General features: G+C 57.7%; 18 protein-coding genes. 11 read left to right on the top strand and 7 right to left on the bottom strand.

Going from position 1 to position 23,181, the window contains the following annotated elements:
- Positions 1–337: 337 nt before the first annotated feature.
- The 3 genes from L1O02_RS11310 to L1O02_RS11320 are packed head-to-tail and all read left to right on the top strand — an operon-like array spanning position 338 to position 2,858.
- Complete coding sequence (locus tag L1O02_RS11310) at positions 338–1,270, top strand: TauD/TfdA family dioxygenase (protein WP_231978974.1); 933 nt, start codon at positions 338–340, stop codon at positions 1,268–1,270.
- A 27-nt stretch (positions 1,271–1,297) separates the two neighbouring features.
- Positions 1,298–2,083 carry a TSUP family transporter gene (locus tag L1O02_RS11315; protein ID WP_047305291.1) on the top strand — a complete coding sequence of 262 codons (786 nt, stop codon included), beginning with the start codon at positions 1,298–1,300 and terminating at the stop codon, positions 2,081–2,083.
- Positions 2,084–2,105: 22 nt separating this feature from the next.
- Positions 2,106–2,858, top strand: a complete 753-nt coding sequence (locus L1O02_RS11320) for an SDR family NAD(P)-dependent oxidoreductase (RefSeq protein WP_060840098.1) — start codon at positions 2,106–2,108, stop codon at positions 2,856–2,858.
- A 180-nt stretch (positions 2,859–3,038) separates the two neighbouring features.
- Here L1O02_RS11320 and L1O02_RS11325 read toward each other — a convergent pair whose 3' ends face one another.
- The 3 genes from L1O02_RS11325 to L1O02_RS11335 form a co-directional block, all read right to left on the bottom strand.
- On the bottom strand, positions 3,039–3,581 hold the full coding sequence (locus tag L1O02_RS11325) for a hypothetical protein (RefSeq protein WP_235759859.1): 543 nt from the start codon (positions 3,579–3,581) through the stop codon (positions 3,039–3,041).
- A 183-nt stretch (positions 3,582–3,764) separates the two neighbouring features.
- Positions 3,765–5,147: an ATP-binding protein gene (locus L1O02_RS11330; RefSeq protein ID WP_235759860.1), complete on the bottom strand. Its 1,383-nt coding sequence runs from the start codon at positions 5,145–5,147 to the stop codon at positions 3,765–3,767.
- Positions 5,144–5,806 (bottom strand): response regulator, encoded by a 663-nt coding sequence (locus L1O02_RS11335; protein WP_060840095.1) that lies wholly within the window; start codon positions 5,804–5,806, stop codon positions 5,144–5,146. The genes L1O02_RS11330 and L1O02_RS11335 overlap by 4 nt, the downstream gene beginning before the upstream one ends.
- A gap of 170 nt (positions 5,807–5,976) precedes the next feature.
- Between L1O02_RS11335 and L1O02_RS11340 the strand changes: the two genes are divergently transcribed.
- The 8 genes from L1O02_RS11340 to L1O02_RS11375 all read left to right on the top strand — a co-directional run bounded on the left by L1O02_RS11340 (position 5,977) and on the right by L1O02_RS11375 (position 13,463).
- Complete coding sequence (locus L1O02_RS11340; protein WP_060840094.1) at positions 5,977–6,243, top strand: PepSY domain-containing protein; 267 nt, start codon at positions 5,977–5,979, stop codon at positions 6,241–6,243.
- The gene (locus L1O02_RS11345; RefSeq protein WP_108545734.1) at positions 6,243–6,788 is read left to right on the top strand and encodes a cytochrome b/b6 domain-containing protein; all 546 of its coding nucleotides are present in this window, start codon (positions 6,243–6,245) and stop codon (positions 6,786–6,788) included. The genes L1O02_RS11340 and L1O02_RS11345 overlap by 1 nt, the downstream gene beginning before the upstream one ends.
- 43 nt (positions 6,789–6,831) lie before the next feature.
- Positions 6,832–8,127 (top strand): sialidase family protein, encoded by a 1,296-nt coding sequence (locus L1O02_RS11350; RefSeq protein ID WP_235759861.1) that lies wholly within the window; start codon positions 6,832–6,834, stop codon positions 8,125–8,127.
- Positions 8,127–8,738 carry a hypothetical protein gene (locus L1O02_RS11355; RefSeq protein ID WP_235759862.1) on the top strand — a complete coding sequence of 204 codons (612 nt, stop codon included), beginning with the start codon at positions 8,127–8,129 and terminating at the stop codon, positions 8,736–8,738. The genes L1O02_RS11350 and L1O02_RS11355 overlap by 1 nt, the downstream gene beginning before the upstream one ends.
- A 49-nt stretch (positions 8,739–8,787) precedes the next feature.
- A complete protein-coding gene (locus L1O02_RS11360) occupies positions 8,788–10,821 on the top strand; it encodes an LTA synthase family protein (RefSeq protein WP_235759863.1) in 2,034 nt (677 codons plus the stop codon).
- 217 nt (positions 10,822–11,038) lie between these two features.
- Positions 11,039–11,398 carry a nucleotide pyrophosphohydrolase gene (locus L1O02_RS11365; RefSeq protein ID WP_060841984.1) on the top strand — a complete coding sequence of 120 codons (360 nt, stop codon included), beginning with the start codon at positions 11,039–11,041 and terminating at the stop codon, positions 11,396–11,398.
- Positions 11,395–12,378: a hypothetical protein gene (locus L1O02_RS11370; RefSeq protein ID WP_235759864.1), complete on the top strand. Its 984-nt coding sequence runs from the start codon at positions 11,395–11,397 to the stop codon at positions 12,376–12,378. Before L1O02_RS11365 ends, L1O02_RS11370 begins: the two co-directional genes overlap by 4 nt.
- A gap of 224 nt (positions 12,379–12,602) precedes the next feature.
- Positions 12,603–13,463 (top strand): HNH endonuclease signature motif containing protein, encoded by an 861-nt coding sequence (locus L1O02_RS11375; RefSeq protein ID WP_235759865.1) that lies wholly within the window; start codon positions 12,603–12,605, stop codon positions 13,461–13,463.
- A 92-nt stretch (positions 13,464–13,555) separates the two neighbouring features.
- On the opposite strand, the gene vsr is transcribed toward L1O02_RS11375, so the two are convergent.
- Genes vsr through L1O02_RS11395 form a run of 4 tightly spaced genes read right to left on the bottom strand, consistent with a single transcriptional unit; the run spans position 13,556 to position 23,161 of the window.
- Positions 13,556–13,978: a DNA mismatch endonuclease Vsr gene (gene vsr, locus L1O02_RS11380; RefSeq protein WP_235759866.1), complete on the bottom strand. Its 423-nt coding sequence runs from the start codon at positions 13,976–13,978 to the stop codon at positions 13,556–13,558.
- A 24-nt stretch (positions 13,979–14,002) separates the two neighbouring features.
- Positions 14,003–19,486: an ATP-binding protein gene (locus L1O02_RS11385; protein ID WP_235759867.1), complete on the bottom strand. Its 5,484-nt coding sequence runs from the start codon at positions 19,484–19,486 to the stop codon at positions 14,003–14,005.
- Positions 19,479–21,020: a hypothetical protein gene (locus L1O02_RS11390; RefSeq protein WP_235759868.1), complete on the bottom strand. Its 1,542-nt coding sequence runs from the start codon at positions 21,018–21,020 to the stop codon at positions 19,479–19,481. The genes L1O02_RS11385 and L1O02_RS11390 overlap by 8 nt, the downstream gene beginning before the upstream one ends.
- Positions 21,017–23,161 (bottom strand): hypothetical protein, encoded by a 2,145-nt coding sequence (locus tag L1O02_RS11395; RefSeq protein ID WP_235759869.1) that lies wholly within the window; start codon positions 23,159–23,161, stop codon positions 21,017–21,019. The genes L1O02_RS11390 and L1O02_RS11395 overlap by 4 nt, the downstream gene beginning before the upstream one ends.
- Positions 23,162–23,181: the final 20 nt, after the last annotated feature.

Here is a 23,181-nt window from a genome sequence, read left to right on the forward strand (position 1 = left end):
AAATTCAATGACTTTAAAGCCGTGTGCGCGGGCTGTAGCACCGATCGGCAGAAATAAATTGAATCGAGTCTATTTGTGTAATTACAATGATTACGTCGATGTTGTTTCGAGATGTTATCGAGGCATTGGCGGGTTTGTCCCGGCATTACACGGGTGTCGTGTGAGCTGAATCACAAAAATACAACAGGTTGTGCCGCCTCCCGGGTCAGGCGCAACGCGCATCGAACTATGGAATTCAACTGAAATGGAAAGCGCACAGCACAAGCAGGCAGTCGAGGCCGTGGCAACGTTGGAAATCCGCTTGCCGTGGGTTATTTCCAGCGCATGGCAAACCGTCTTGAGTCAGACGCCTCTGGAATTCGAGGCCACCAAAGACATTTACTTTCAGCTCAAGGAACAGGCCCAGGATGTACTGGGGGCCGCCCTGACCCGACAGATCCGGGCATTTGTCGAAGACCCCGACATCACCTCGATGGTGATTCGCAACTGCCCGCGAGACCGGGACATTCCGCCGACGCCTTACTCCGGCGTGTTGAGCCCCAAGAGCACCCCCATCGCCTGCCTGGTCAGCCTTTCGCTGCAAAGCCTGCTGGGTATCCATCCGGTGGTCTATGAAGGGGAGAATGACGGGCGCCTGTTTCGCCATGTGATTCCTTCACGCACTTCTTCCAGTCAGAAAAGCTCGCACGGTTCGCGCCTGCGCTTCTCCTACCACGTCGACAACCCGGACTTGCCGCTGTCCTCCGAAGCGCTCGGCGAGCTTTCCTGCTGCCCGGAATACCTGTCGTTCTTCGGCATGCGTTGCGATCCACGGATCAACACCACGCTGGTCAATCTGGACGACGTGATCGAGCAACTGCCGGCGGCCACCGTGCGCGAACTGAGCCTGCCGCAGTTCGAAGTGCGCCGCCCGGACTCGTTCGCCAGCCAACGCCGTTCAACGCCCAACCTGGCGGTGTTGGTGCGCGGCGCGGCCAACGAGTGGCTGTGCCGTTTCGACAGTGAAAACACCTACGGCATGAACGCCACCGCCGAGCTGGCGCTCAATGCCCTGCGCACGCTGCTGGAAACCCGTCGCTTCGATGAACCGCACCTGCTGCTGCCCGGGGATTTCATGATCTTCAAGAACCAGCGAGTGCTTCACGCCCGGGACGGTTTCGAGCCGCAAAACGACGGCGCCGACCGCTGGCTGTTGCGCGTGTTTGCGGTCAATGACCTGAACCGCGTGCGCTTTGCGCGAGCCGACCATCTGTATGAAGTCCTTTGCTGATTCTTTTTTTCTTCGTGGGGTAACGCTATGGAACTGTTAGGAGCCTATTGGGCTGAACACTGGGTATTGGCGATTCTGCTGCTGGGCGCCATTGCTTTCGTCGCCGGCTTTGTCGACAGCATTGCCGGCGGGGGCGGGCTGTTCCTGGTACCGGGATTCCTGCTGGTGGGCCTGCCGCCGCAGGTGGCGCTGGGCCAGGAAAAGCTGGTCAGCACCCTGGGCACCCTGGCGGCGATCAGAAACTTTCTGGTCAACAGCAAGATGGTCTGGAAAGTGGCGCTGGTCGGCGTGCCGTTTTCCCTGCTCGGTGCCTACCTGGGGGCGCACCTGATTGTGTCGATCTCGCAGGAAACCGTGGGCAAGATCATCCTGGCGTTGATCCCCTTCGGCATCCTGATTTTCCTCACCCCCAAGGACCGGCCCGTGCAGGAGCACGTGCTGTCCGATGCCATGCTGTTTACCGTGGTGCCCCTGACCTGCCTGGTCATCGGCTTCTATGACGGCTTCTTCGGCCCGGGCACCGGCAGCATGTTCATCATCGCCTTTCACTACCTGCTGAAAATGGATCTGGTCTCCAGCTCGGCCAACTCCAAGACCTTCAACTTCGCGTCCAACATCGGCGCCCTGGTGGCGTTCATCATGGCCGGCAAGGTGATCTACCTGCTGGCCCTGCCATTGGTGGCCTGCAACATTTTGGGCAACCACCTGGGCAGTGCCCTGGCCATTCGCAAGGGCAACGACGTGGTGCGCAAGGTGCTGGTGCTCTCGATGATGTGTCTGTTCGCCAGCCTCGGCGTGAAATACCTGGCCTGATCGCCAGACAAAGGAGAAACCCATGAAAACCGCATTTGTGACCGGCGCCTCGGCCGGCTTTGGCCAAGCGATCTGTCGCCGACTGATCGCCGAAGGCTATCGCGTGATCGGTGGCGCGCGGCGCATGGACAAGCTCCAGCGCCTGGAGCAGGAGCTGGGTGAGAACTTCATCGCCCTGGAGCTGGATGTCACCGACAAGACCTCCCTGGAACGGGCGGTGGAACAGATCCATGAGGCGTCCCTGGCCATCGATCTGCTGGTCAACAACGCCGGGCTGGCGCTGGGCATCGAACGTGCCCAGCAAAGCAGCGCGCAGAACTGGGAGCGCATGATCGCCACCAACATCACCGGCCTGGCGCTGATTACCCAGCGCGTCCTGCCCCGCATGGTCGAGGCCAACAGCGGGCTGATCATCAACATCGGCTCGATTGCCGGCACCTATCCCTATCCGGGCGGCAACGTCTATGGCGCCAGCAAGGCCTTCGTCAAACAGTTCAGCCTGAACCTGCGCGCGGACCTGGCCGGCACCCGGGTACGGGTGACCAACATCGAACCGGGCCTGTGTTCCGGCACCGACTTCTCGGTGGTGCGGCTTAACGGCGACATGGAAGCGGTGCACGCCTTGTACAAGGATGTTGAAGCCATCCGCCCCGAGGACATCGCCAACACCGTGTGCTGGATCGCCCAGCAGCCGGAGCATCTGAACATCAACTCCATCGAAATCATGCCCGTGGCGCAGAGCAGCGCGGCGCTGAATGTGGTGCGCAACCTTTGAGGGCAGGGGGACGCTGCTGAGTGCGGCGCTCACGCAACCCTGTAGCCGCTGCCGCAGGCTGCGCACGGGCGCAAAGCGCTCGCTAAACCAGACGCTGCGATACCCCGGTGAGACTTCACCGGGCCGGTTTCTGATGGCTGGGCAATCCTCCGCCCTTAGCGGCGACCGTCTCCGTCGCCGCTAAGGGTTTACAGGCATGGGGTAGGGCAAGTCGATTGGCGGGGCGTCCGGCAACTGCCGCGAGGATTTGCGCATCAGATAGCCGATGATCTGCGGCGCAGTCATGTCCACCTGCAACATGTCCGGCTCGCCAAACCACTCGTTGGGCCAGAAGATCAGGTCCGAGGCATTGGCCTCGGGGAAGTTGGTTTCCAGCAGGCTCAAGGCGTAGTCCATATCAGACTCCGTGCCCTCGCATTGACAGATGAAACCCGCCAGGGCACACGCTTCGTCGAAGCTCAGGTCGTCAACGTAGCGCTCTTGATGAAAGGCAGTGCGCAGAAAGTTCTCCGCGCTGGTATGGCTGTGCATCACGAGAAACTCGTGGAACTCGAAAGGCCGGCCGGCGTGGCTGTTCCACTGCTGGATCAGCGCACTGATCTCGGGGCTTTCCCGGCCCTGGTTGTCCCAGATCCGGTCGAGGATCTGCTCCAGCAGGTCCTTCATCAACGCATTTGTTTTCGGCGTCGGTGGTGTTGGTTTCAGCCGTTCCGGCATGGCCATGGGTATCTCCCTGATTGTCATTGCATGTGGCTGGAGAGGGGGGCGCGAGATCGCCTTCGCTGGCAAGCCCGCTCTTACGAGGGATGGTGCCTGCCTGTGTAGGAGCTGGCTTGCCAGCGAAGACGCCCGCCAGACCACCCCCATTCCCGAGCGGCGCACAGAATAGTCCCTCTGCGCCGCCGACTAAAGCACCGGCCCCAGCCGCAACAACGCACACAGCCCGCCCTCAGGCCGATTGCGTAATTCCAGACGGCCACCGATCTTGCTGACGATCATCTGCACAATCGCCAGCCCCAGCCCGGCGCCATGGGCGTTGCCCTGGCTGTAGAAACGCTCCAGCAAACGTCCGCGATCCTTTTCGTCGATACCCGGTCCTGCGTCTTCCACGCACAGGTGCATCGCGCCATCGGCCTGGGGCCGCAGGCCGACCCGCACCTCGCTGCCCGCCGGGGCAAAGTTCAGGGCGTTGGTCACCAGGTTCTGCAGGGCAATGGCCAGGGCCACCGGGTCAGTGTCGATCTGCCAGCCTTCTTCGCCTTCCAGCACCAGTTCGACCTCTTTCTCCAGGGCCAGGGGCGTCAGTTCCGCCAGCTCTTCGCGCACCAGGGCGCTGAGATCGACCCGGCTCAGGCGCGGGCTGTTCAGCTGTGGCTCGATGCGGGCCATGGTCAGCAACTGGCTGGCGATGCGGGTGGCGCGGTCGACGCCGTTGACCAGAAAGTCCAGGGCCTCCCGGCGCTGTTCCGGGCTGCCGGCGCTCTGGGCGTTCTGCGCATGAATCCGCAGGATCGCCAGGGGCGTGCGCAGTTCATGGGCGGCGTCGGCGATAAAGCGCCGCTCGCGTTCCAGCAGGCTGTCGATCTGCGCCAGTAACTGGTTGAGGGCGGTCTGCATCGGTTCCAGGTCCTGGGGCAGGGGCTTGAGCCCGAGCGGCTGCAAGGTGTCGCTGCTGCGCCCGCGAATGGCCCGGGCCATGGCCCGCAGCGGCGCCAGGCCCCAGCCGATGGTCAGCCAGATCAGCAGCGCCAGCAGCGGCACGCCGATCAGGGTCGGCCACAGGGTATGGCGCACGATGCGCTGGATCAGGTCCTGGCGAATGTCGTCCCGTTCGCCCACCCAGATCAGCAGGCCCTGCTGCGGGTCGGCCAAGAGAAAGGCGCACCAGTCCTTGCCGTTTTCCAGGATGTCGTGGGCCCCCAGGGTGGTGGGCGGCGCGTCCAGCAGCGGGGCCTCGGCGGAGCGCATCAGCAACTGGCCGTCGTCGCGCCAGACCTGGAAGGTCAGGCGGGTTTCATAGGGGTGGGCGGCGCCGTCCACGCCGACCCGACTCATGGCCTGGTCGAAGGCCTGGTGCAGGCGTTCCCAGTCCGCCGCGTCCGTCTGTTGAGCCGGGTCGCGCTGGCGCAGCACCCCTTGCAGCAGCCGCGCGCTCTGGGCCAGCTGGGCGTCGTAGACCTCTTCGATTTCATGGTGGCTGTCGCGCAGCACCAGCCAGCTGATCAGCAAATCCCCCAGCAGCACCAGGACCAGGACCGGCAGCAGAATCCGCGTGCGCACCGAGTTCATGGCTTGAGCTCCAGCACATAACCGACGCCGCGCACGGTGCGGATCAGCTCGCTGCAGAGCTTCTTGCGCAGGTTGTGGATCAGCACTTCCAGGGTGTTGCTCTCGACCCGGTCCTGCCAGCCGTACAGCGCCCGGGACAGGCGTTCGCGGGTCACCACTTTGCCCGGGCGCACCATCAGCTGATGCAGCAACTGGTATTCCATGGGGGTGAGCACCACCTCGGCGTCCTGGTAGTGCACCTGCTGGTTGGCCGGATCGAGGCAGATACCGGCGTGCTCCAGCAGCGGCTGGGCACGACCCTGGCTGCGGCGCAGCAGGGCGCGGACCCGGGCCTTGAATTCCTCGACATCGAAGGGCTTGACCAGGTAGTCGTCGGCCCCGGCATCCAGCCCGGCGATGCGCTCGGCGGTGCCGTCGCGGGCGGTGAGAATCAGCACCGGCAGGTCCTGGCGGGCGGCGCGCAATTGCTGGAGCAATTCCAGGCCGTCGAGTCGCGGCAGGCCCAGGTCCAGCAGCAACAGGTCGAAGCTTTCCGTGCGCAGGGCATGCAGGGCGCTGGCGCCATCCTGCAGCCAGTCCAGGGTGTAGCCTTCGGCGCTCAGGGCCACGCGGATGCCCTGGCCGAGGGCACGATCATCTTCGACAAGCAGCAGGCGCATGGGGTGTTCTCGGTTGGGCGGGGGGCAGGGAAGGGGCGCATGATGACGCCGGCCAGGGGCTGCCGGCAGGGGTTTTAGGCGGGGAAAATGTTACCGCGCGTTGCCAACTAAGCTTTCACTAAGCTTGGTTTTGCACAGTGCAATCTCCCCCATTACCGGAGCGTTTCTCTATGCGCAAAGTCCTGCTGCTGTCCCTGGTTCTCGCCAGCCCCCTGGCCATCGCCGGCCCGCAATGCACCACCGCCGAACGCTCGCAATGGCAAGACCCGCAAGCCTTCCAGGACCAGCTCAAGGCCCAGGGCTACCAGATCAGCAAGTTCAAGGTCACCGACGGCAATTGCTACGAGATCTACGGCTTCGACAAGGACCAGCGCAAGGTCGAGATCTACCACGACCCGGTGACCGGCAAGGCGGTGAAGACCGAGATCAAAGGCTGATGCCGCACGCGTCCCTGCGGCTGTGGGACCCGCTGGTGCGACTGTTTCACCTGTCCATCGCCGGGGTCTTTATCGGCAACTACTTCTTCAATGAAGCCGGTGACGACTGGCACGTCTGGCTGGGCTACTACGCCATGGCCTGGCTGCTGCTGCGCACAGTCTGGGGATTTGTCGGGCCGCGCAGTGCGCGCTGGTCCGACTTCTGGCCGACCCGGGCCCGGCTGGCGCGGCATCTGCGCTCGCTGTGGGCCGGGCGCCCCGAGCACCGCTTGGGGCATTCACCCCTCGGGGCTTTGGTGATGCTGCTGATGCTGCTGGCCCTGGTGCTGATCGGCGTCAGCGGTTTCTTGATGGAGGAGGTCGATGCCCTGTGGGGCGCCGACTGGCCGCTGCAAGTGCACGAAACCAGCGCCGATGTGCTGCTGGGCCTGGTGCTGCTGCATGTGTGCGCGGCGATTTTTGAAAGCCTGCAGGTGCGCGACAACCTGCCGTTGTCGATGCTCACCGGCCGCCGCCGACCCTTGCCGGGTCCTGAGCGGCGCTGACGTTTTCCCTTGTTCCCAACCGGCACTTGCCACGGGCTCCTTTATGCGTGCGCTGTCCTTTCGCCTGAGCTTCATCTGCAGCAGTCTGCTCTTGGCCGCCGTCTTTATCGCCGCCTGGCGCAGCCATCCGCCTCACCAACTGGCGCCGTTCGCCCAGGCGGCCGTGAACAGCGACGCGGCCACGGCCAGCAGCACGCCGCAATACACCAGCCGCTTCGTCTCCTCGGACCTGGATGACTTCGTGCATTCGTCCTCGGTGACCGCCTTGCCCGGCGGCGACCTGATGGCCGTGTGGTTCGCCGGCTCCCGGGAAGGCGCCGCCGATGTGCAAGTGCGCAGCGCACGCTTTGACGCCCAGAGCGGCGAGTGGGGTGCCGAGCAGGTGCTGGCCACCCGCGAATCGACCCGTGACGGCACCGGGCGCTACATCCGCAAGCTCGGCAACCCGGTGATCGCCCTGGGCCCGGATCAGCGCCTGTGGATGTTCTACGTTTCGGTGTCGGTGGGCGGTTGGGCCACCAGCGCCATCAACCTGATGGTTTCCGACGACCTGGGGCGCAGCTGGTCGGCGCCGCGGCAGTTGGTGACCTCGCCGTTCTTCAACATCAGCACCCTGGTGCGCGCCGCGCCGGTGTTCCATGCCGACGGCGCCATCGGCCTGCCGGTGTACCACGAGTTCATGGGCAAGTTCGCCGAGTACCTGTACCTGAGCGCCGACGGCGCGGTGATCGACAAATTCCGCATCAGCCGCGGCAAGCACTCCCTGCAACCGACCATCGTGCCCCTGGACGAACGCCGCGCCGTGGCCATGCTGCGCTACGCCGGCGACACCCATCACAAGGTCCTGGCCAGCCGCACCGAAGACGCCGGGCAGACCTGGAGCGAGCCCTATCCACTGCAACCGTCCAACCCCAACTCCTCCCTGGCGGCAGTGGGCACCGACGACCAGGGCCTGCTGGTGGCCCTCAACGACCTGCAGGACGGGCGCTTCAGACTCAGCCTGTACGGCACCGACGCCGGCCTCAGCCAATGGCGCCCCCTGGTGGAACTGGACCAGTCCCCCGACCCTTTGGGGCAGCCGTTTTCCCACGAGGCCTACAAGGACATCATCGGTGAAGGCTTCCGCGCTTCCAGCGGCGCCCGACGCCTGCCCCTGGAACAGCGCTTCTTGAGCAACCTCGACTACCGGGTGTGCAAGCCCCAGGGCTGCGACTTCGAGTACGAATACCCCTACTTCAGCCGCGGGGCGGACGGCCTGTACCACCTGGTCTATTCCTGGAACAACACCTTTATCAAGCACGTCAGCTTCAACGCGGCGTGGCTGGCGGAGCGCCTGTGATGCTGTCCCTGTGGCAAGCCCACCTGAGTTTTATCCTCCTGGGTTTCGTGCTGCTTGGCAGCCTGCGCCTGACCGCGCCCTGGCGCCCCTGGCTGCTGCCCGTGCTGGCCCTGGTCAGCTTCATCCCACTGAACCAACTGCCGCTGGCGGCCTATGTGCGCAGCTTCACCGATGATCTGGCCATCAGCACCCTGGTGCTGCTGGGCTGGGTCAGCCTGCGGCACTTGGGGGTGATTGCGCCCTTGCCAGCCAAACACCGGGCGCAGGTCCTGCTGCTGTTTATCGGCCTGACCCTGAGCCTGTACCCCGCAACCCTGGGCCTGACCTACCTCGATCCCTACCGCTGGGGCTACAACCCACGGCCGATGATCGTGCTGATGGGCCTGGCGGCGCTGGTGCTGCTGTGGCAGCGCAACCTGCTGGGGGGGCTGATGCTGGCGGCCGGGACCCTGGCCTTCGCCCTGCGTCTCAAGCCTTCGGAAAACTACTGGGACTACCTGCTGGACCCGCTGCTGGCGGGCTACTGCCTGGTCGCCGGCAGCGGCGGTCTGCTGCTGTGGCTGTGGCGCCGCGTCACCCAGCGCAGCCGCGGGCAGCCCCTTGCCGGGTAAACCAACCGGCCGCGCCGCGGCCTTCGACAACACCACACAGAGGTCAATGATGGGCGGGTTGCAATCACGCCGCCTGCGCTACGGCGTGGGCGCAATCGGGCTGGTATTCGGCTTGTTGGCACTGCTGCGGCTGCTGTTCGCCGTGGGTTTTTCCGGGGTGGACCTGAGCGCCGCCGACCAGCGCGAGGCCATCCTCCAGACCCTCGGTATCGGCCTGCGCTTCGACCTGCGCCTGACCCTGCTGCTACTGCTGCCCCTGGCCCTGCTGGCCTGGCTGCCGCGCTGGAACCTGCTGCGCCTGCCGGCCCTGCGCTGGCTGGCCCGGGCCTACCTGCTGCTGGTGCTGGGCGGGGTAGGGCTGATGTACATCATCGACTTCGGCCACTACGCCTACCTCGGCGTGCGCATCAACGCCACCGTGCTGCGCTACCTGGACGACGCACAGATCTCCCGGCAAATGCTCTGGGAAAGCTACCCGGTGCTGTGGATCGTCCTCGCCTGGGGCAGCGCTCTGGCCCTGTGCTGCTACGCCTTGCTGCGCCTGGAACGCCTGACCCTCGACCGCCCGGCGCAACCCCTGGGCCGCTGGTCCCTGGCCAGCGTCAGTGCCCTGGGCGTTGCCGCCGTGTTCCTCGCCCTGCTGGGCCGGGTGGAAAACCTTAACCTGGAAAACCCCGTGCCCCTGCGCTGGAGCGATGCCTACTTCTCCGGCAACAGCCAGATCGCCGCCCTGGGCCTGAACCCCGTGCTGTTCTTTTACGACACCCTCAAGGCCGGCCAGGCCCAGTACGACGAAGCCCAAGTGCGCCAACACTACCCGGCCCTGGCCCGCTACCTCGGCGTCGACCATCCGGACCCGCAGCGCCTGAATTTCACCCGCCAACAAGGCGTGCAGCCGTACCGCATCGACCGCCCCCGGCCGCCCAACGTCATCTTCGTCATGCTCGAATCCCTCGGCACCAGCGCCGTGGGTGCCTACGGCAACCCGCTCAACCCCACCCCCAACCTCGACCGCCTGGCCCGCCAGAGCTGGTTCTTCAAACACTTCTACGTCCCGGTCACCGGCACCGCCAAGACCGTGTGGGCCAGCATCACCGGCGTGCCCGACGTCACCCGCCAAGAGACCGCCACCCGCCAGCCGCTGATCACCCGCCAACACAGCCTGATCAACGCCTTCAGCGACTACCACAAGCTCTACCTGATCGGCGGCAACGCCGGCTGGGCCAACATCAACGGCCTGATCCGCCAAAGCATCGACAACGTACGCCTGTACGACGAAAGCCACTGGCAATCGCCCCTGGTGGACGTCTGGGGCATCTCCGACCTCGACCTGTTCAAGGAAAGCGACCGCCTGCTGCGCGCCATCCCCCAGGACCAACCCTTCTTCGCCTACCTGCAAACCTCCGGCAACCACCGCCCGTTTACCATTCCCAAGGACAACGATGGCTTCCAAGCCCAGGACCTGCCCCTGGAACAAGTCCAGGCCGCCGGTTCCCGCAGCCTTGCGCAATACAACGCCGTGCGCCTCCTGGACTTCAACATCGGCCGGCTAATGGACATCGCCAAGGCGGGGGGCTACTACGACAACACGATTTTCGTGTTCTTCGGCGACCACAACACCCGCATCAGCCAGATCCCCCACATGGCTCCCGCGTTTGAACAGCTAGGGCTGGAAAGCAACAACGTACCGCTGCTGATTCATGCGCCAGGGATGTTGCAGCCCAGAGTGATCGAAGAAGCCGTCGGCCTCGCCGACCTGCTGCCCACCGTGGCCGGCATGGCCGGGATGCCCTTCACCAATGGCGCCATGGGGCGGGATATTCAACAGCCAGCGCCGGAGGGGGAGCGGGTGGTGCCGCTGGTATTGAGGGAGGGGACCTTTCCGGTGATTGGCGGCGTGACCAAGGACTTTTTGTTGCAGATGCAGCATGACGGCAGTGGCGCGACCTTGCATGATTTGGCGTCGAGCACCCCGCGGGAGGATGTGGCGCAGGAGCATCCGCAGGAGTTTGAACGGTTGCTGGAGTTGACGCGGGGGATGCATGAGGGGGCGCGGTTGATGTTGTATCGCAACGTTCGCTGACACCGCGTAGTCATCGGTTGACGCCAGCCCGTGTAGGAGCTGGCTTGCCAGCGAAGGCGGCTGCCTAAGCTCTATCGATCTCAAAAAAGAACGTCCAAAGCAGCCATGACATTAGTAGCGGTCCCTACAAGGGGGCCGTCACTGACCGAATATGGACAGGAAAATCCTTACAAGCTACCGTCACACTTCCTACAGCTATACACGCGATTTTCCTCTCATGGACGTCTTGAAATCTCTGCAGACGGAACTAGCCACCTTCGCTGCTGAACGTGACTGGGACCAATTCCACACCCCCAAGAACCTGGCCATGGCCTTGTCCGGTGAAGCCGGAGAACTCCTTGAGCGTTTCCAGTGGCTGACTCCCGAGCAAAGCGAGTTCAACGCCCTATCGAGCGAAGCTTTGCAGGCTATCGAAGAGGAAATGGCCGATGTGCTGTTGTATCTGGTACGGCTCGCTGATCGACTCAATGTCGATCTTGGAGCCATTGCGCAGGCGAAGTTGCAGCTCAACGCAGAGAAGTACCCAGTAGCAGAGGCCAAGGGGAACGCCGTCAAATATTCGAGGAGGGGCGAATGACGGCTCGAGTGATTTACCAGCCCTGCTCGGATGATGTCGCACGCAAGAACCTGCAGACCACGATCCTTAACCCTGTGCTGTTCAGCGAAATTGCAGATTTACTTGAGCCTGAACTGCAAGCTGAACTCCTCGCAGCCTTCCCGGATGGCAAATTGTTTATCTGGGGACTTGCTTCGCCTCGAACCAGAAATACCTGGCTCGCCGCAGAGCCAGGAGACACGGTGATCTTCAATACCAAGACGGTCATTACTGTTAGTGCCTGCTTTACCCATCGAACTCACAACCGCGATCTGGCGTTGAAGCTCTGGGGCTGGGCGGATAAAGAAAATGAAAGCACCTGGGAGAATATCTACTTCGTCACCGACGTACGCCACCAGGCTATCCGTTTCAAAGCTATTCAGGCGCATATCAACAGTCGACATGACAGGTCTTTCTATCGTTACGATGCCGCTCAAAGCGCCGCGATCCTGGAGCGCTTTCCCAGTCTCGATCACGACTACGCCGATAACGAAGTGAGCCTTGAAGAGGCGCAAAAGGATATCGAGGATCAATCAACAGACGGAATGGCCAACAGACCTACGCGTCTTGAGCACAAATACATCGTTCGCCACTTATTCCAGGGCAAACTCACTGGCCGTTGCTGTATTTGCCTTAATGAGTATCCCCGCCATCTACTAGTTGCTGCACATATTAAAAAACGCTCGGTCTGCAGTCAGAAGGAAAAGCTTGATATCAAGAATGTCGCTGTTCCTATGTGCCGACTCGGTTGCGATCCTTTGTTCGAGCATGGTTATCTCTCCGTCAAGGACGGCAAGGTGATCAAACACCCTTCTCGGGAGATGACTGCTGCAACGGCGAGTTATGTGAAAAGTGTGGTTGGAAGAGAGGTAAAGGAGTGGGCGACGAAGAGTCAGAAATATTTCGACTGGCACCTTAATGCTCATGGGTTTGAGCCTGGGGAGTTGGCAAAGTTAAAATAAAGGCAGCTATCTTTTAAAAGCGATTTGGGTCGATTTTTTAATGTGTCTCTCCTGTTATGGCGGTAATTTTGGTTCGTGTGTGATTGGTGGGGCTGGATTAGGTTGTTGTGCTTTTACTGTATATGGTTTAATTGAGTGTGTTTAGGGGGATGACTTGTTACATGCCATAGTGAATGATAATTTTGCTATGTTATTTTTATAAAAGTATCAGCGCTGGAGTGAAAATGTCCCCGTTTGTCATCGGCCAGGAATATGAAAGATCTAGCCTTCTTGAGTTCTTGGGTAGCAGGCAAGCGCAGTCAGGTGTCCTTTGGGGAGATAAAGAATCAGGGTGCCTTATATGTACATCGGGAGGCAGAAGTGGGAAGAAGGCTGGTTACTCAGACGAGCAACTCTCGGACGGTACTTGGTGGTATTTTGGCCAAGGACGCACTGGCGATCAATCTCTAAATAATGCTGCTAACTCCAAGCTCTCTTCAGGGAGGTTTTCAGTTTTGCTTTTCACTACAAGAGAACCAACCGCGAAGAAGGTGGCCGCTCGAGGTACCTACGGAAAGTTGTTTTCTTATCGTGGGCAGTTCAATGTCTTAGATGTTGATAGTTTCGTACCAATTGATGGTGGTCGTCAGGGAGATAAACTATGGCGCTTCCGTCTGTTACCTATTAGTGATGAAGTCTTGGGTTGTTGTAGTAAGCAAAGTAATCTGGATCTAGATGAGTTCACTGATTTGCGGGAGATGCAGTGTCGATTAATGAGTTTAGTCTTCCGAAGCTCCGGATCTCGGATAAGCTTGAAAGAGTATAGGTCTAGGAGTGCTGCCGTTCACCTATATGCATCGCGTAGATCAAATGGGCAGTGTGAAGCTTGTGGATCCTACGCTCCATTTAAGCTTCCTGATGGAAGCGGGTTTCTTGAAGTGCATCATCTCACTCGGCTTGCCGATGAAGGGCTAGATCTACCTTCGAATGTTGCTGCACTTTGTCCGAATTGTCATCGATGTGCCCACTATTCTGTTGATCGGAGGGTGTTCGGTGAGCGTCTAAAAGACTTAATTGCGATTAAAGAAAGTATTATTTCAGGTTGAAGGATAGTAATTTTTATCTGGTGGTTTTAAGTTAAAGTCAGAGGCGGTAGAGGTTTTTGTTTTTAAGATTTTTGCTGTTTTCTAATCATTTTTTATTCGGATCTTATTGATTTTTCAAGCCTCTCCCCAGTGGCTCTTGCTTTTTTTATGGACCCAACTTCACATTCCCAAACGATGAATACTTTCCATCCTGATGCCTTTAGAAGAGATGTCACCCGATTATCCCGGGCGACATTTTTCTCGAATTTCTCCACCCAAAATGCTGTATTACTTTTCGGTGTTGTGGCAATGCTACAGTTGGAATGCCGGTGCCAGAAGCATCCGTGAACGAAAACCACGGCCTTATACCTTGGAAATACAAGGTCAGGCTTGCCGGGCAAGCCAGCCCCATTCAGACGGTAGCGCATGCCGAGCCCATGCAACACTCTGCGCAGTGCTATTTCTGGGCGAGTGTTACTCCCCTTAATTCGGGCCATCCTCTCTGACCTTTCTTTAGGAGAGAGGAAGTCGGTCATATCCGACCTCCAGATCGAGAGCTCCTAGACCGGGCTTTCATCTCCCTCCTTAACCAGTTCGTAGAAAGGTAGGCCGCGAATTACCTCTCCTGAAACATCGAAAGACTTATATAGGCAGTGATGGTTAGGTAAGGTCTTCACATGCTCTGAAAGTTCAGCAAGATCCGATGTAAAACCTAGGACTCCCAGTTCGGCAGGCGTGATATTTGGTACCTTGTGGATGAACCAGGACAGTAGTGGTTCCCTGTAGTCGGTTGCACCGACCTTAAAGTGCCTAAGGAACTGCGATGCTAATATCACGCCAGTGCCAAACTCTCGGCCTTGTAGCAAAAGCTTGCGTAGAACGTCGAATTCATAACGCATGATATTGTCGGCTTCGTCCACCAATAGGTAGGAGTCGATTGCCCTGAGCTGCGGGTCGGTGCCCGTAAACGCTCGCTTGGGTACCCTGAGCATGTTCTCGTAAAACATGTTTAGCAAGATGGCGACGAGCATGTTCTTGCTGCGATCGTCTTGTCCCATGGAACTAAGGGATATCACCACAACACCATCGAAGAATTCGTCGAAAGGTTTTGTTTCACCTTTGGTCTTTGCAAACACCGCCATGTCCACCAGATCGTCAATGATCGCCATTGGTGCGTCCGACTTCTCGCCAAGTATTTCTCTGTACTCTGCGTGGATGTCGTAGATCGTAGGCTGGCGATCTTGAGCATTAGCAGCCTCGTAAGCGTTACGGACAGCTGCTTTGAGTTTGTCCCGCTGCACAGGACCTATGCCCGAGTAAACCTTGTCTAGGACATCTGCGAAAAACCTGAAGCGATCCAACCATGGTGCTGAAGATTCCCCCATTCCAGTGGTGTCGAAGAGGTTCAAGGGGAGGTGATAGGGTTTTACCACCTTTGCCCCGGTGGCCTCTACGAAATCCGAGCTACTAAAGTCGCTCTTATAATCAAAGATCAAAAAGCGTGGCTTGATCCCACGGTTTGCGTCGCTGGATCTGGATATCTGTAGGATAAGCGACTTGAGGAATTGGGTCTTACCTGTACCGAGGTCACCTGCCACACCAATGTTTAACTGATTGAGTCGAGTATCAGAAATGTTCAGGCTTAACTGTCTTGGTTCGAAACCATCAACTGTTTTGCCTACGGAAAGGATTATGCCAGCGCCTAACTCGTCAGGTGTTGAGGACGGTGCGACCTCTCCATTTGAATTGCTGGAGGATGTACCATCGTCGATTAATTGAACTACTGGTAGGTTGTTTGGAATTATCGACGGTTCTAGCGAATGTTCGCTTTTCGTTGCGGAGCTGCCGAAAGAAGGCAAGCTGGTAGTCTGGGGCAGCAGGGGAGGCAATAGTCCCCAATCACCCACCTTGGCACGCACGGCGTCGTAGAAGGACTGTGAGTCATAGTCAACTACGATACGACCTGCATCCTTGCTTGAAATGACAATCGTCTCTTCGAAATTGTCTCCATCACGATCGTGCGGGCCACTTAGGTTTGAATCGTCGACGACGATAAGTCGCCCTCTTAAATCTAGGCTAGGTCTCGAGTCCGGGTCGAGGATCGCTGCGGCGATTCGCTCGTGGTAACCCGCCCAGCGGATAGCCTGTCCCTCTAATGCTTGATGCTGACTGTAGACTCGTAAGCCAAAGCCAATCATAGAAAGTAGTAGGTGCTGGTAGGCAAGGCTCCATGCCATAGATTTACTGGCGCGTTCCTCGATTGCTTGTAAAAGCTTTGAGAGTGCTCTGGCCTGTGAAAGAGCTTCGATGGCGTCCGTGGCTCCGAACACGCTTCCTTGGCGGCACTTGACCTCTATAGGCGTCAGATGTAGATGGACTTTGTCGATACTGATTCGCACGCCGACGACAAGCAGGTCGGGCCGTGAAAGCGAGGTCTCTTTGCGCTCTTTGCCGAGGGAGCGTGCGAGGTCGGCAAGATAGCCTCTGAATGGGTCGACGGGAACGATTAATGCGATTGTAGATTCCTCTGACGACCCCGCAAGAACTGGTAACAAGCTGTCCAGATTTCCTTTAATGCGGAACTGGTCTTGAAGGAGTCGGGCCGCTAGGAAGAGGCCAAGGTCACCTGTAGCACCTGTATCGTCCCCAGAGAGGCCGCGTACAGTGGGGATTCCTCTCTTAGCGACCTCGAGAAGAAGCTGCTCGACCTTGGAGTCATCTAAGTTGTCGCATCCTGGGAGAGGCTTCAGTACACGGCGTAAAGCATCACGATCGGCTTGTTTGACTTGTGACAAGAGATAGTAGCCACTGGTATCTCCGGCGCGATGGGAGTACGAGGGGAGGTCGTAGTCCCATAGATAGGTGCCTTCGATCCATCCGGCCAAAAAACAAGCAGGGTCAATTGCAGAAGACGAGACTGCAACGTAACCGGCGCTATTTTCCTTAAGCATGTCTGACACTGCATGTACGCTAGGTGAGAACTGCAGGCCTACTTTATTGTCCCTCATTCTTTCAACCATAAGCATGCATGCTGACACCTTGTCAGCGAATGGTTCGCCAGAAGGAGGCATCTGCAGGCCTTGACGAGATTCACTTAGGAAAGAGCCTTGAAGCTGACGCCTGACCCTGTGCCTGATTAGGCCGCCAACGCCCATCGGTGAGAGCATGCCTACATCCTTGGATCCAGGTTCTGCCGAATCCAATTGTGCAATGATGCCTAGGTCCGGCGTCGAGCCTAAAGGTTGTTTGTCATACCAGCGGACGTGGTTATCGGTGTCCTCGGAGAGGTTGGCGATCGTGGCCTGGTCAGGCCTCCCTGAAAGCCTAGTATCGAAAACTTCCAAAATCTTCGCACCCACGCTCTGCATCGGTGTGTTCGCGCCTCCGTTACCGAACCGCTTTGTACACCAGTTGGTCAAACCCTCGTTGCAGGCATCAGTGGTACCACCTGCGCTAGACACCACTAGACTGATAATGGGCTTTGCTGCAAGAAGGTTGGTTACATCGTCGAGTGCACGCGAAACCTGAGCTGGGCTGAATCCACTTGAGATACCACCGACAGTTAGGCCGAAGGTGTTGTCGAATGGGGGGCGGCGGGTGCGGGCTGGTAACTGTCCGAGACGAGAGCCATTCCAGAGAACGGACCAATAGTCGGAGCTACATTCGACGGACAGAAAGTTTATTTGCTCTACGCCGCTTGGGGACTGTAGAGAGATGCTCAAAAGGTCGGGAACACAATCTGGGTCAAGAATACTTGCCGCTGGACAAGGTAAGGCTGAATCGCCTTCCACCTCATCCCGTAGGACTTTTTGGGCAAGACAATGCCATGCAAGTCGCAATGGATGAAGGGGGGAAAGGATGATGGCGTCTGGAGTTCTACTCAGGGTTCGTCCATCTAGTTCTAGCGCGCAGACCGCAACGGTGTCTACCCAACAAGCAATGTCCGGATCGGTGTCGAGCCAATACATGTAAGCATCGAGATAGGTTTCGACGAGTGCGCGAAACTCAGTATCCTCTGAGAGCCAGGCTCCTAGTGTCGCAGACTCGATGAGTCCCGACTGGTCATCGCCTCGAATGTATTTTGCAATCTCTTCGCGAGTTTCCACGAATCCTTTTGGTGGCTGGAAGCTCAGGATATTGGGGCGCGGGTCATGCAGGAAGCGGCCTTGCGAGAGAATGGGGCCATTAGCGGTATTCCAATTGGGTGGAACCCAACTAGATACGTAATCATCTGCTATCACTAGGGGTCTGAACGATTTGGCTACGTTCTGCTCCTCAAGTATCCAGGACTGCAGGCTTGAAGCACGCGCGTTCCGGTCCAGATGGACGACGGCCTTTGTGTCGAATTTTTCAAGATGTCGGCGGTTTAGCTTGATTAGGCGCTCGAACTCGCTCCGGCAGCCTTCCTCCTTTGCTTCATCGCAAGCGAGGTAAACTCTGCAGGCCTGAGGGGAGACCTCGCCCAAGAGGTTGAAGGCTATATCTAGTTGATACTTACCGTCGGCCTCAACTTCTACTAGATATTCGTCCTCTCCAACGAGGCGTGCGTCGATGGACTGTTGCTGTCCTTCTAGTTCAGTAGCATCGTCTGGCATACCCTCCACGTTGCCAATGGTTGCTCCTGGCGATAAGTGGAGACGCAGTTCATATCGTCCTGAACCAGGCAGCGAAAGGGATGTCTCCCAGTCCATCGCAGCAGTCTTTTTACTGGGTTTCTTGGGAGGTGATAGTTTTGTCGCTAGCCTACAGGTTACCAGTATCCCTGGCTTCCAGTTCATTAAGGAAATGACCCGGACGCTTGCAGGCTTGCACCCCGTAGAGGTGACCTTATAAGTTAAGGGGGTCTTGTGTGCGGGAGGGAGAAGATCTGTGTATTCATTAAATCCGCTAGAGGATGCTTGTAACGGGGTTGGCGCCTTACCATAGGAGCCCCCCGTAAGTAGAAACTCTTCTGGTTGACCGCTATCGCTTGTAGTGATGGCGAGCCCCACCTTGTCACGCACGATCGCAGGCAAGCCCTTGGTTGCAGGAATAATACTATTTGTGCATCGAATGCTGATCTCTCCGATGACTTCATCGGGCTCTTCGGCAAGCAGGTCAGTCCATTGCTCTATAGTTAGCAGCGTCCACCAACGGGGTGGAGAGGTTAGTTCTAGGGCTTTACCCGGCAAATAAAAAGCCTGGGTCGCACGTTCAAAGGCAGTAGGGACGTCGCAATTTGCTTGAAGGTGGTGGAGCAATTCTCGAAGAGCTTGAGCGATGTCGTCAGTGGCGCCGTGTGCTAGGCGTTCGATACCAGTCTTGAATCCATCAGCGAGCTCATCTGCAATTTTAGCTATGACAGAGAGCTGTGCCTTCGACGAGATCCCACTGTCCACCGTTGGGGGGAGACCGCATGCCAGGGCAAGCGCATTTCCAGATGAAAGATTTAGTTGTGTGGCGTCTATCGAAAATATGCGAGATAGCATGCGCCATGAAGCTGCGTGATTGGCGTGTTCTGGATCCACTTCGTCGATGGAACTAGCTGCTGCACGGATTAATTGCTTCGCATCGTCTCTCTGGAGATCTACGATTCCTGCGACTAGTAACGCCTCATTTACCGATTGCTGCACGAAACCGTCATCCCACCATTTTTCGAGATCGGCACTCATGCCGAATACGTCACTTGAAGACTCGATCGAAAGGTTGTTGTGCTGGCCTGCAGGAACTAGGGCTACGAAGCTGGAATTATTTGGATCATTTCGTACATCCAGCAAATGGTCGTTATCGCATTTACCAGACTCCCCGATACGAAGCTTATGGCTATTCATCTGGTCAGGGGGATACTGGAGCAGCACTGGTAGAGTCACCATACTGCCGTCTATTCCAAGCATGACTTGGATTCCCCCATCACGAGCGAGCTCCTCGTAAACTTGCTCAAGAATCTCGAGGGGAGGGCCACGGAAAATCAGTCGATACTCAAATTTCTTGCCGCTAAGCCCCTGTGTTGCACCCAAAGCTTTTTCACGGACAATTGATGCGAGCCAGTTTGCGAGTTTATTCATGTTCGTATTCCTGAAGGACTTGGCTCGTGTGGAACGGTGGCAATAGCAGCATGCCGCTCTCGGCATCTGGGCTATCGAGCACAAGACCGAGCATCCTTAGTTGGTGCCCCAAGTCATTCCTGGCTATTTCGTGTTTATCTACGGTAACGCCGTAGGCTTCGAGATGTAGTCCTAGTCTATGGATAGAGCGAGGCCCGCCCATACCGGCGAGGGCGCAGTGGACTAGAGCCAACACAGCTACAGGTCCAAGGGATACGATCCATGGACTGGATGGACTGCTTCCTTTCTTCTTGAGGATATATCCCTGGTCATACCCCCTGAGCAACGGGACTGCAGTCTGACGTTGCCCTAGCGCGTGCCTCGCGAACTCCAGCAGGTTCGAGCCGATGCCTTTCCTGCATAGCAACGCGCGAGCTTCTTGCTCGCGCACATCGATAATGGTTTCGAGAGTCCCTGCACGAACGAGGGCATTTCTATGGTTTTGGATATGCTGGCAAAGTGCGGCAATTCCTTTACTTGAGGAGAAGTCGCCCTCGTAGGGCGTTCCTATTTGCTTGAGTGACCAAAGCAGCGTATTGATTCCCAGCCTGGCGTTCAGGTAGCTGGAAACCTTGTCCTTGATACCTTGAAGGGCCTTTCCTCCGTAAGCCATGTATTGCGGAGCCTCAGGGAAAATGGCGATCCTTATCTCTTGCTCGTTAGGCGCTGAGCCTTCGGTAAGTGCTGCGGAGAGACAGCTCCAAATCCTTGCGTGGACGTCGCATAACCATGTCACATGGGAGACTGCTCCTAGACGCAACACCGCCTCTAATAAGCTAGTCCATTGCCGACGAGTCATGGAGTCTTTCGCCTGCATGATGGCTTGCAGGTCCTTGGCAAACCGTCTTGCTGGCAGGAAGTGAATTTCCTGAAAGTCGGACGCCGTCAGTGTTGCCGCTTCCTCTTCTGGAATCCGCGCTAGAGACCATGTGCCTGCGCCTTGATTCCACGACGATGTCTCCTGCTCAAGCCAGCGGGCGAAGAAGTCGTCTTGATCATTGACACTCAGAGAGTCAAAGAGATGTTTCCAAAGGCGCTGCGCTGATTCCTGATCCTTTGAACCCAGGCAGACCATGCGGCGTATCAAGCTGCCGGCAGGCCAGGAGTTGCTACTTAGACGAGCGGAGCCGGAGAAGATCGCTGCTCCTGGTACGAGAGGAGTAACCTGCACAAAGCGCTTAGAGGATTGGTTAGGGAGTTTTGGGCTCTCCAATATCCCGTGAAGCACGGTATGCCAGGCATCCACGCCGATCACCGCTCCACTTGGCGGCAGTTGGCTCTTTTCTCGAAGCTTCTGTATGCGTTTATCTAGATCACGTCCCGCCTGTGGTACGCTGCCTTCGCTTGCTGATTCAAAGCCAATTGTCCGGTAGAGCGAGGCCAGCAGGACCTCTGAGCTTGCGTATTCCGGCGCAGGACTCATAGCTAAAGCCGACTTCTGATAAATGCCATTGGAGAAGCGCCAGGGTGCTTGCTTGAATTCCATAAGGCTCATACGACATCCTCCTTGCTCGCGACTAAACCATCCCAAGAGCGAGCTACTACAGTGCCGTCTGACCCGATACGAATTTTGGCATGCTCGAGAAGTTCCTCATCCCGGACAATGGAACCAGAAAGTCGAGCTTTTGTTGTATCTAATAGGGCTAAGACCGTGCGAGGGAGAGAGGCAGGGGATAGCCCCCTCTCTAGCTCCTTCACTGCCTTGAACAAGTCATAGGTAAGAGGGATTGGTTGCGCCGATTGCATATGGCCGACCCCGAGGTAGCAGATTGGGGGGCGAGGTCGTCCTGGAGTGTTCTGGGGCAGCATCCTGACCTGGCGTAGCGGCACAACCAATGTCGCCTGACGTTGCTTGGGTGGAAGTGGTTGACCGAATGTGGTGGTTAGCGATACCTCGAATTCCTGACCGGTATTTAGCAGGCCCTTCACTTGCTGTACAACCTCGTAAAGCTGGTGCTTGTCATTCTCTTCGACGACCAGCTGAAAAGCTTGCAGGATCTTGAAGTCTGCAACTACTGCCGTTCGGGTACAAATACTTCTGCGGACTAGGCGGCAAGCAAAGTCGCGAAGTAAATGTTGAACACGACTCGCTGCGACGGGTCTCCTTCGTCGGACAATTGGCATAGAAAGCATTTCGTCTGCATTGGAAAGTCGCTTGAGTAACTCAATCTCGTTTCGCGATAACACCTTATATTTGCGTATGAACTCTATTCCGCCGGCGAGGGAGCGACTAAAGCGAATGTCGAGGTCGCTGAGGCTAATCATGCTTTGGCTGCTTACGGCGACCTGGCTGTCGGGACTTGCGAATGCTGGGTCTAATGTATCGACGAGGCCTTCCAGCAATGGCGCAATTGTAGCCGGTAGGTAATGTGTCTTTCTCTCTGCGAGAAAATGCACAAGCCCCATTAGGGTTCGCCCTGCTTCGGCATCTAGCTCCTTCTCGAGCCCTAGGTCCTTGAGATCACGGCGGAGCGAGGTCGCTGCATCCTTGTCCCAACGATGGAACAGTGCATGTTGGTAGCTTGACGTTGCTAGGTGGAAAATCGCAGTGAGAGTTTGCCGGTTGTGCTTTCTTGTGCCTGCTGCTTTTTGGTCAAGCTCGACGAGGTTCTCGGCCCATTGGCAAGGTGTTGATTGGTGCGTTTGCCTTGCTGAGTCATGAACTACAGGGTGGTGACCAGCCAACAAGTACGAGGTAAGGGAGAAAAGGTCACGGAAGCTCCAACGCTTGCCGCTGGCTAACTCATACCAGCGTAGAATCTTTAGTAGCGCAGTTCGGTGCTCGTCTCTAGCTAAGATGAGTTGGCTGGTACAGAAGGGGCATTTTTCGCCCGCTGGACATGCTCCCTTTACGGGCCACATTTCGGATGCAGTGGCTTGGCCGATGAGGATTTCCGCTGGCGCCGAAGTCTCATCGTCAGGCTTGACTAGTAGGGACTCTGCATCCATTGGCCAGACTGCAATCGATGGGAAACCTTCGAGTGGCCAGCAGGAAGGGGCATCGTACGCCAGGCTTACAGCCCTCGTAATAGCTTCGAGGATGGCGCGCGGTTTTTCCAGATTATTGTCGATAGCATGGATCAATGCATCATCAAGGACTCCCCGGTTAACGCAGCATAGATAAGCTTGAGATGGTGGTCCTTCCAGAAGACTGCTGAGCTCTTCGATAAGGAGTGCAGGTGCAGTGCTTCCCTCGTGGCCAGCTGTCGAAGTGGCGTCCTGAACTATATCCAAGCTCAGACTACTATCGAATCTCGAAAGGCTTCCAGCATCGACGCTTACTATCCGTGGGACTTTGAAACCAGCAAATGGATGGAACGCTTTTGACAACTCTTCAATGAGCCGTCCCTCACAGCCTAGGTTCGTATCTAGCCAGTGGATAGTGGACTCGATTGCTTCCGTTTTTCCATTCCCTGGTCCACCAACCAGAAGGATAATCCTTGGGATATTGGTGCTATCGCTTGAAAGCAGTTCGGTCCAGGTTTGTAGTCGGGCTAGAAGGCTCGTCCTTAGTAATAGTTTGTTAGGCTGACCGCTTTCGTTGTCTAAAAGCCGCTTCACTCCCCCCGAGTGATGGCCGGCCCAGTCGACAAGGGCTGCGGGGTAGCGTGCCCCTTCCAGTTGGGTGCTATCCATTCCCCTTGACTCCTATGTTT

Source organism: Pseudomonas sp. BC42, from assembly GCF_021560055.1.
GTDB lineage: Bacteria > Pseudomonadota > Gammaproteobacteria > Pseudomonadales > Pseudomonadaceae > Aquipseudomonas.

Excerpts from the sequence above, each read along its gene's own strand:
- L1O02_RS11315 (WP_047305291.1), top strand. The coding sequence starts at position 1,298 with ATGGAACTGTTAGGAGCCTATTGGGCTGAACACTGGGTATTGGCGATT.
- L1O02_RS11320 (WP_060840098.1), top strand. The coding sequence starts at position 2,106 with ATGAAAACCGCATTTGTGACCGGCGCCTCGGCCGGCTTTGGCCAAGCG.
- L1O02_RS11325 (WP_235759859.1), bottom strand. The coding sequence starts at position 3,581 with ATGGCCATGCCGGAACGGCTGAAACCAACACCACCGACGCCGAAAACA.
- L1O02_RS11330 (WP_235759860.1), bottom strand. The coding sequence starts at position 5,147 with ATGAACTCGGTGCGCACGCGGATTCTGCTGCCGGTCCTGGTCCTGGTG.
- L1O02_RS11335 (WP_060840095.1), bottom strand. The coding sequence starts at position 5,806 with ATGCGCCTGCTGCTTGTCGAAGATGATCGTGCCCTCGGCCAGGGCATC.
- L1O02_RS11340 (WP_060840094.1), top strand. The coding sequence starts at position 5,977 with ATGCGCAAAGTCCTGCTGCTGTCCCTGGTTCTCGCCAGCCCCCTGGCC.
- L1O02_RS11345 (WP_108545734.1), top strand. The coding sequence starts at position 6,243 with ATGCCGCACGCGTCCCTGCGGCTGTGGGACCCGCTGGTGCGACTGTTT.
- L1O02_RS11350 (WP_235759861.1), top strand. The coding sequence starts at position 6,832 with ATGCGTGCGCTGTCCTTTCGCCTGAGCTTCATCTGCAGCAGTCTGCTC.
- L1O02_RS11355 (WP_235759862.1), top strand. The coding sequence starts at position 8,127 with ATGCTGTCCCTGTGGCAAGCCCACCTGAGTTTTATCCTCCTGGGTTTC.
- L1O02_RS11360 (WP_235759863.1), top strand. The coding sequence starts at position 8,788 with ATGGGCGGGTTGCAATCACGCCGCCTGCGCTACGGCGTGGGCGCAATC.
- L1O02_RS11365 (WP_060841984.1), top strand. The coding sequence starts at position 11,039 with ATGGACGTCTTGAAATCTCTGCAGACGGAACTAGCCACCTTCGCTGCT.
- L1O02_RS11370 (WP_235759864.1), top strand. The coding sequence starts at position 11,395 with ATGACGGCTCGAGTGATTTACCAGCCCTGCTCGGATGATGTCGCACGC.
- L1O02_RS11375 (WP_235759865.1), top strand. The coding sequence starts at position 12,603 with ATGTCCCCGTTTGTCATCGGCCAGGAATATGAAAGATCTAGCCTTCTT.
- vsr (WP_235759866.1), bottom strand. The coding sequence starts at position 13,978 with ATGACCGACTTCCTCTCTCCTAAAGAAAGGTCAGAGAGGATGGCCCGA.
- L1O02_RS11385 (WP_235759867.1), bottom strand. The coding sequence starts at position 19,486 with ATGAATAAACTCGCAAACTGGCTCGCATCAATTGTCCGTGAAAAAGCT.
- L1O02_RS11390 (WP_235759868.1), bottom strand. The coding sequence starts at position 21,020 with ATGAGCCTTATGGAATTCAAGCAAGCACCCTGGCGCTTCTCCAATGGC.
- L1O02_RS11395 (WP_235759869.1), bottom strand. The coding sequence starts at position 23,161 with ATGGATAGCACCCAACTGGAAGGGGCACGCTACCCCGCAGCCCTTGTC.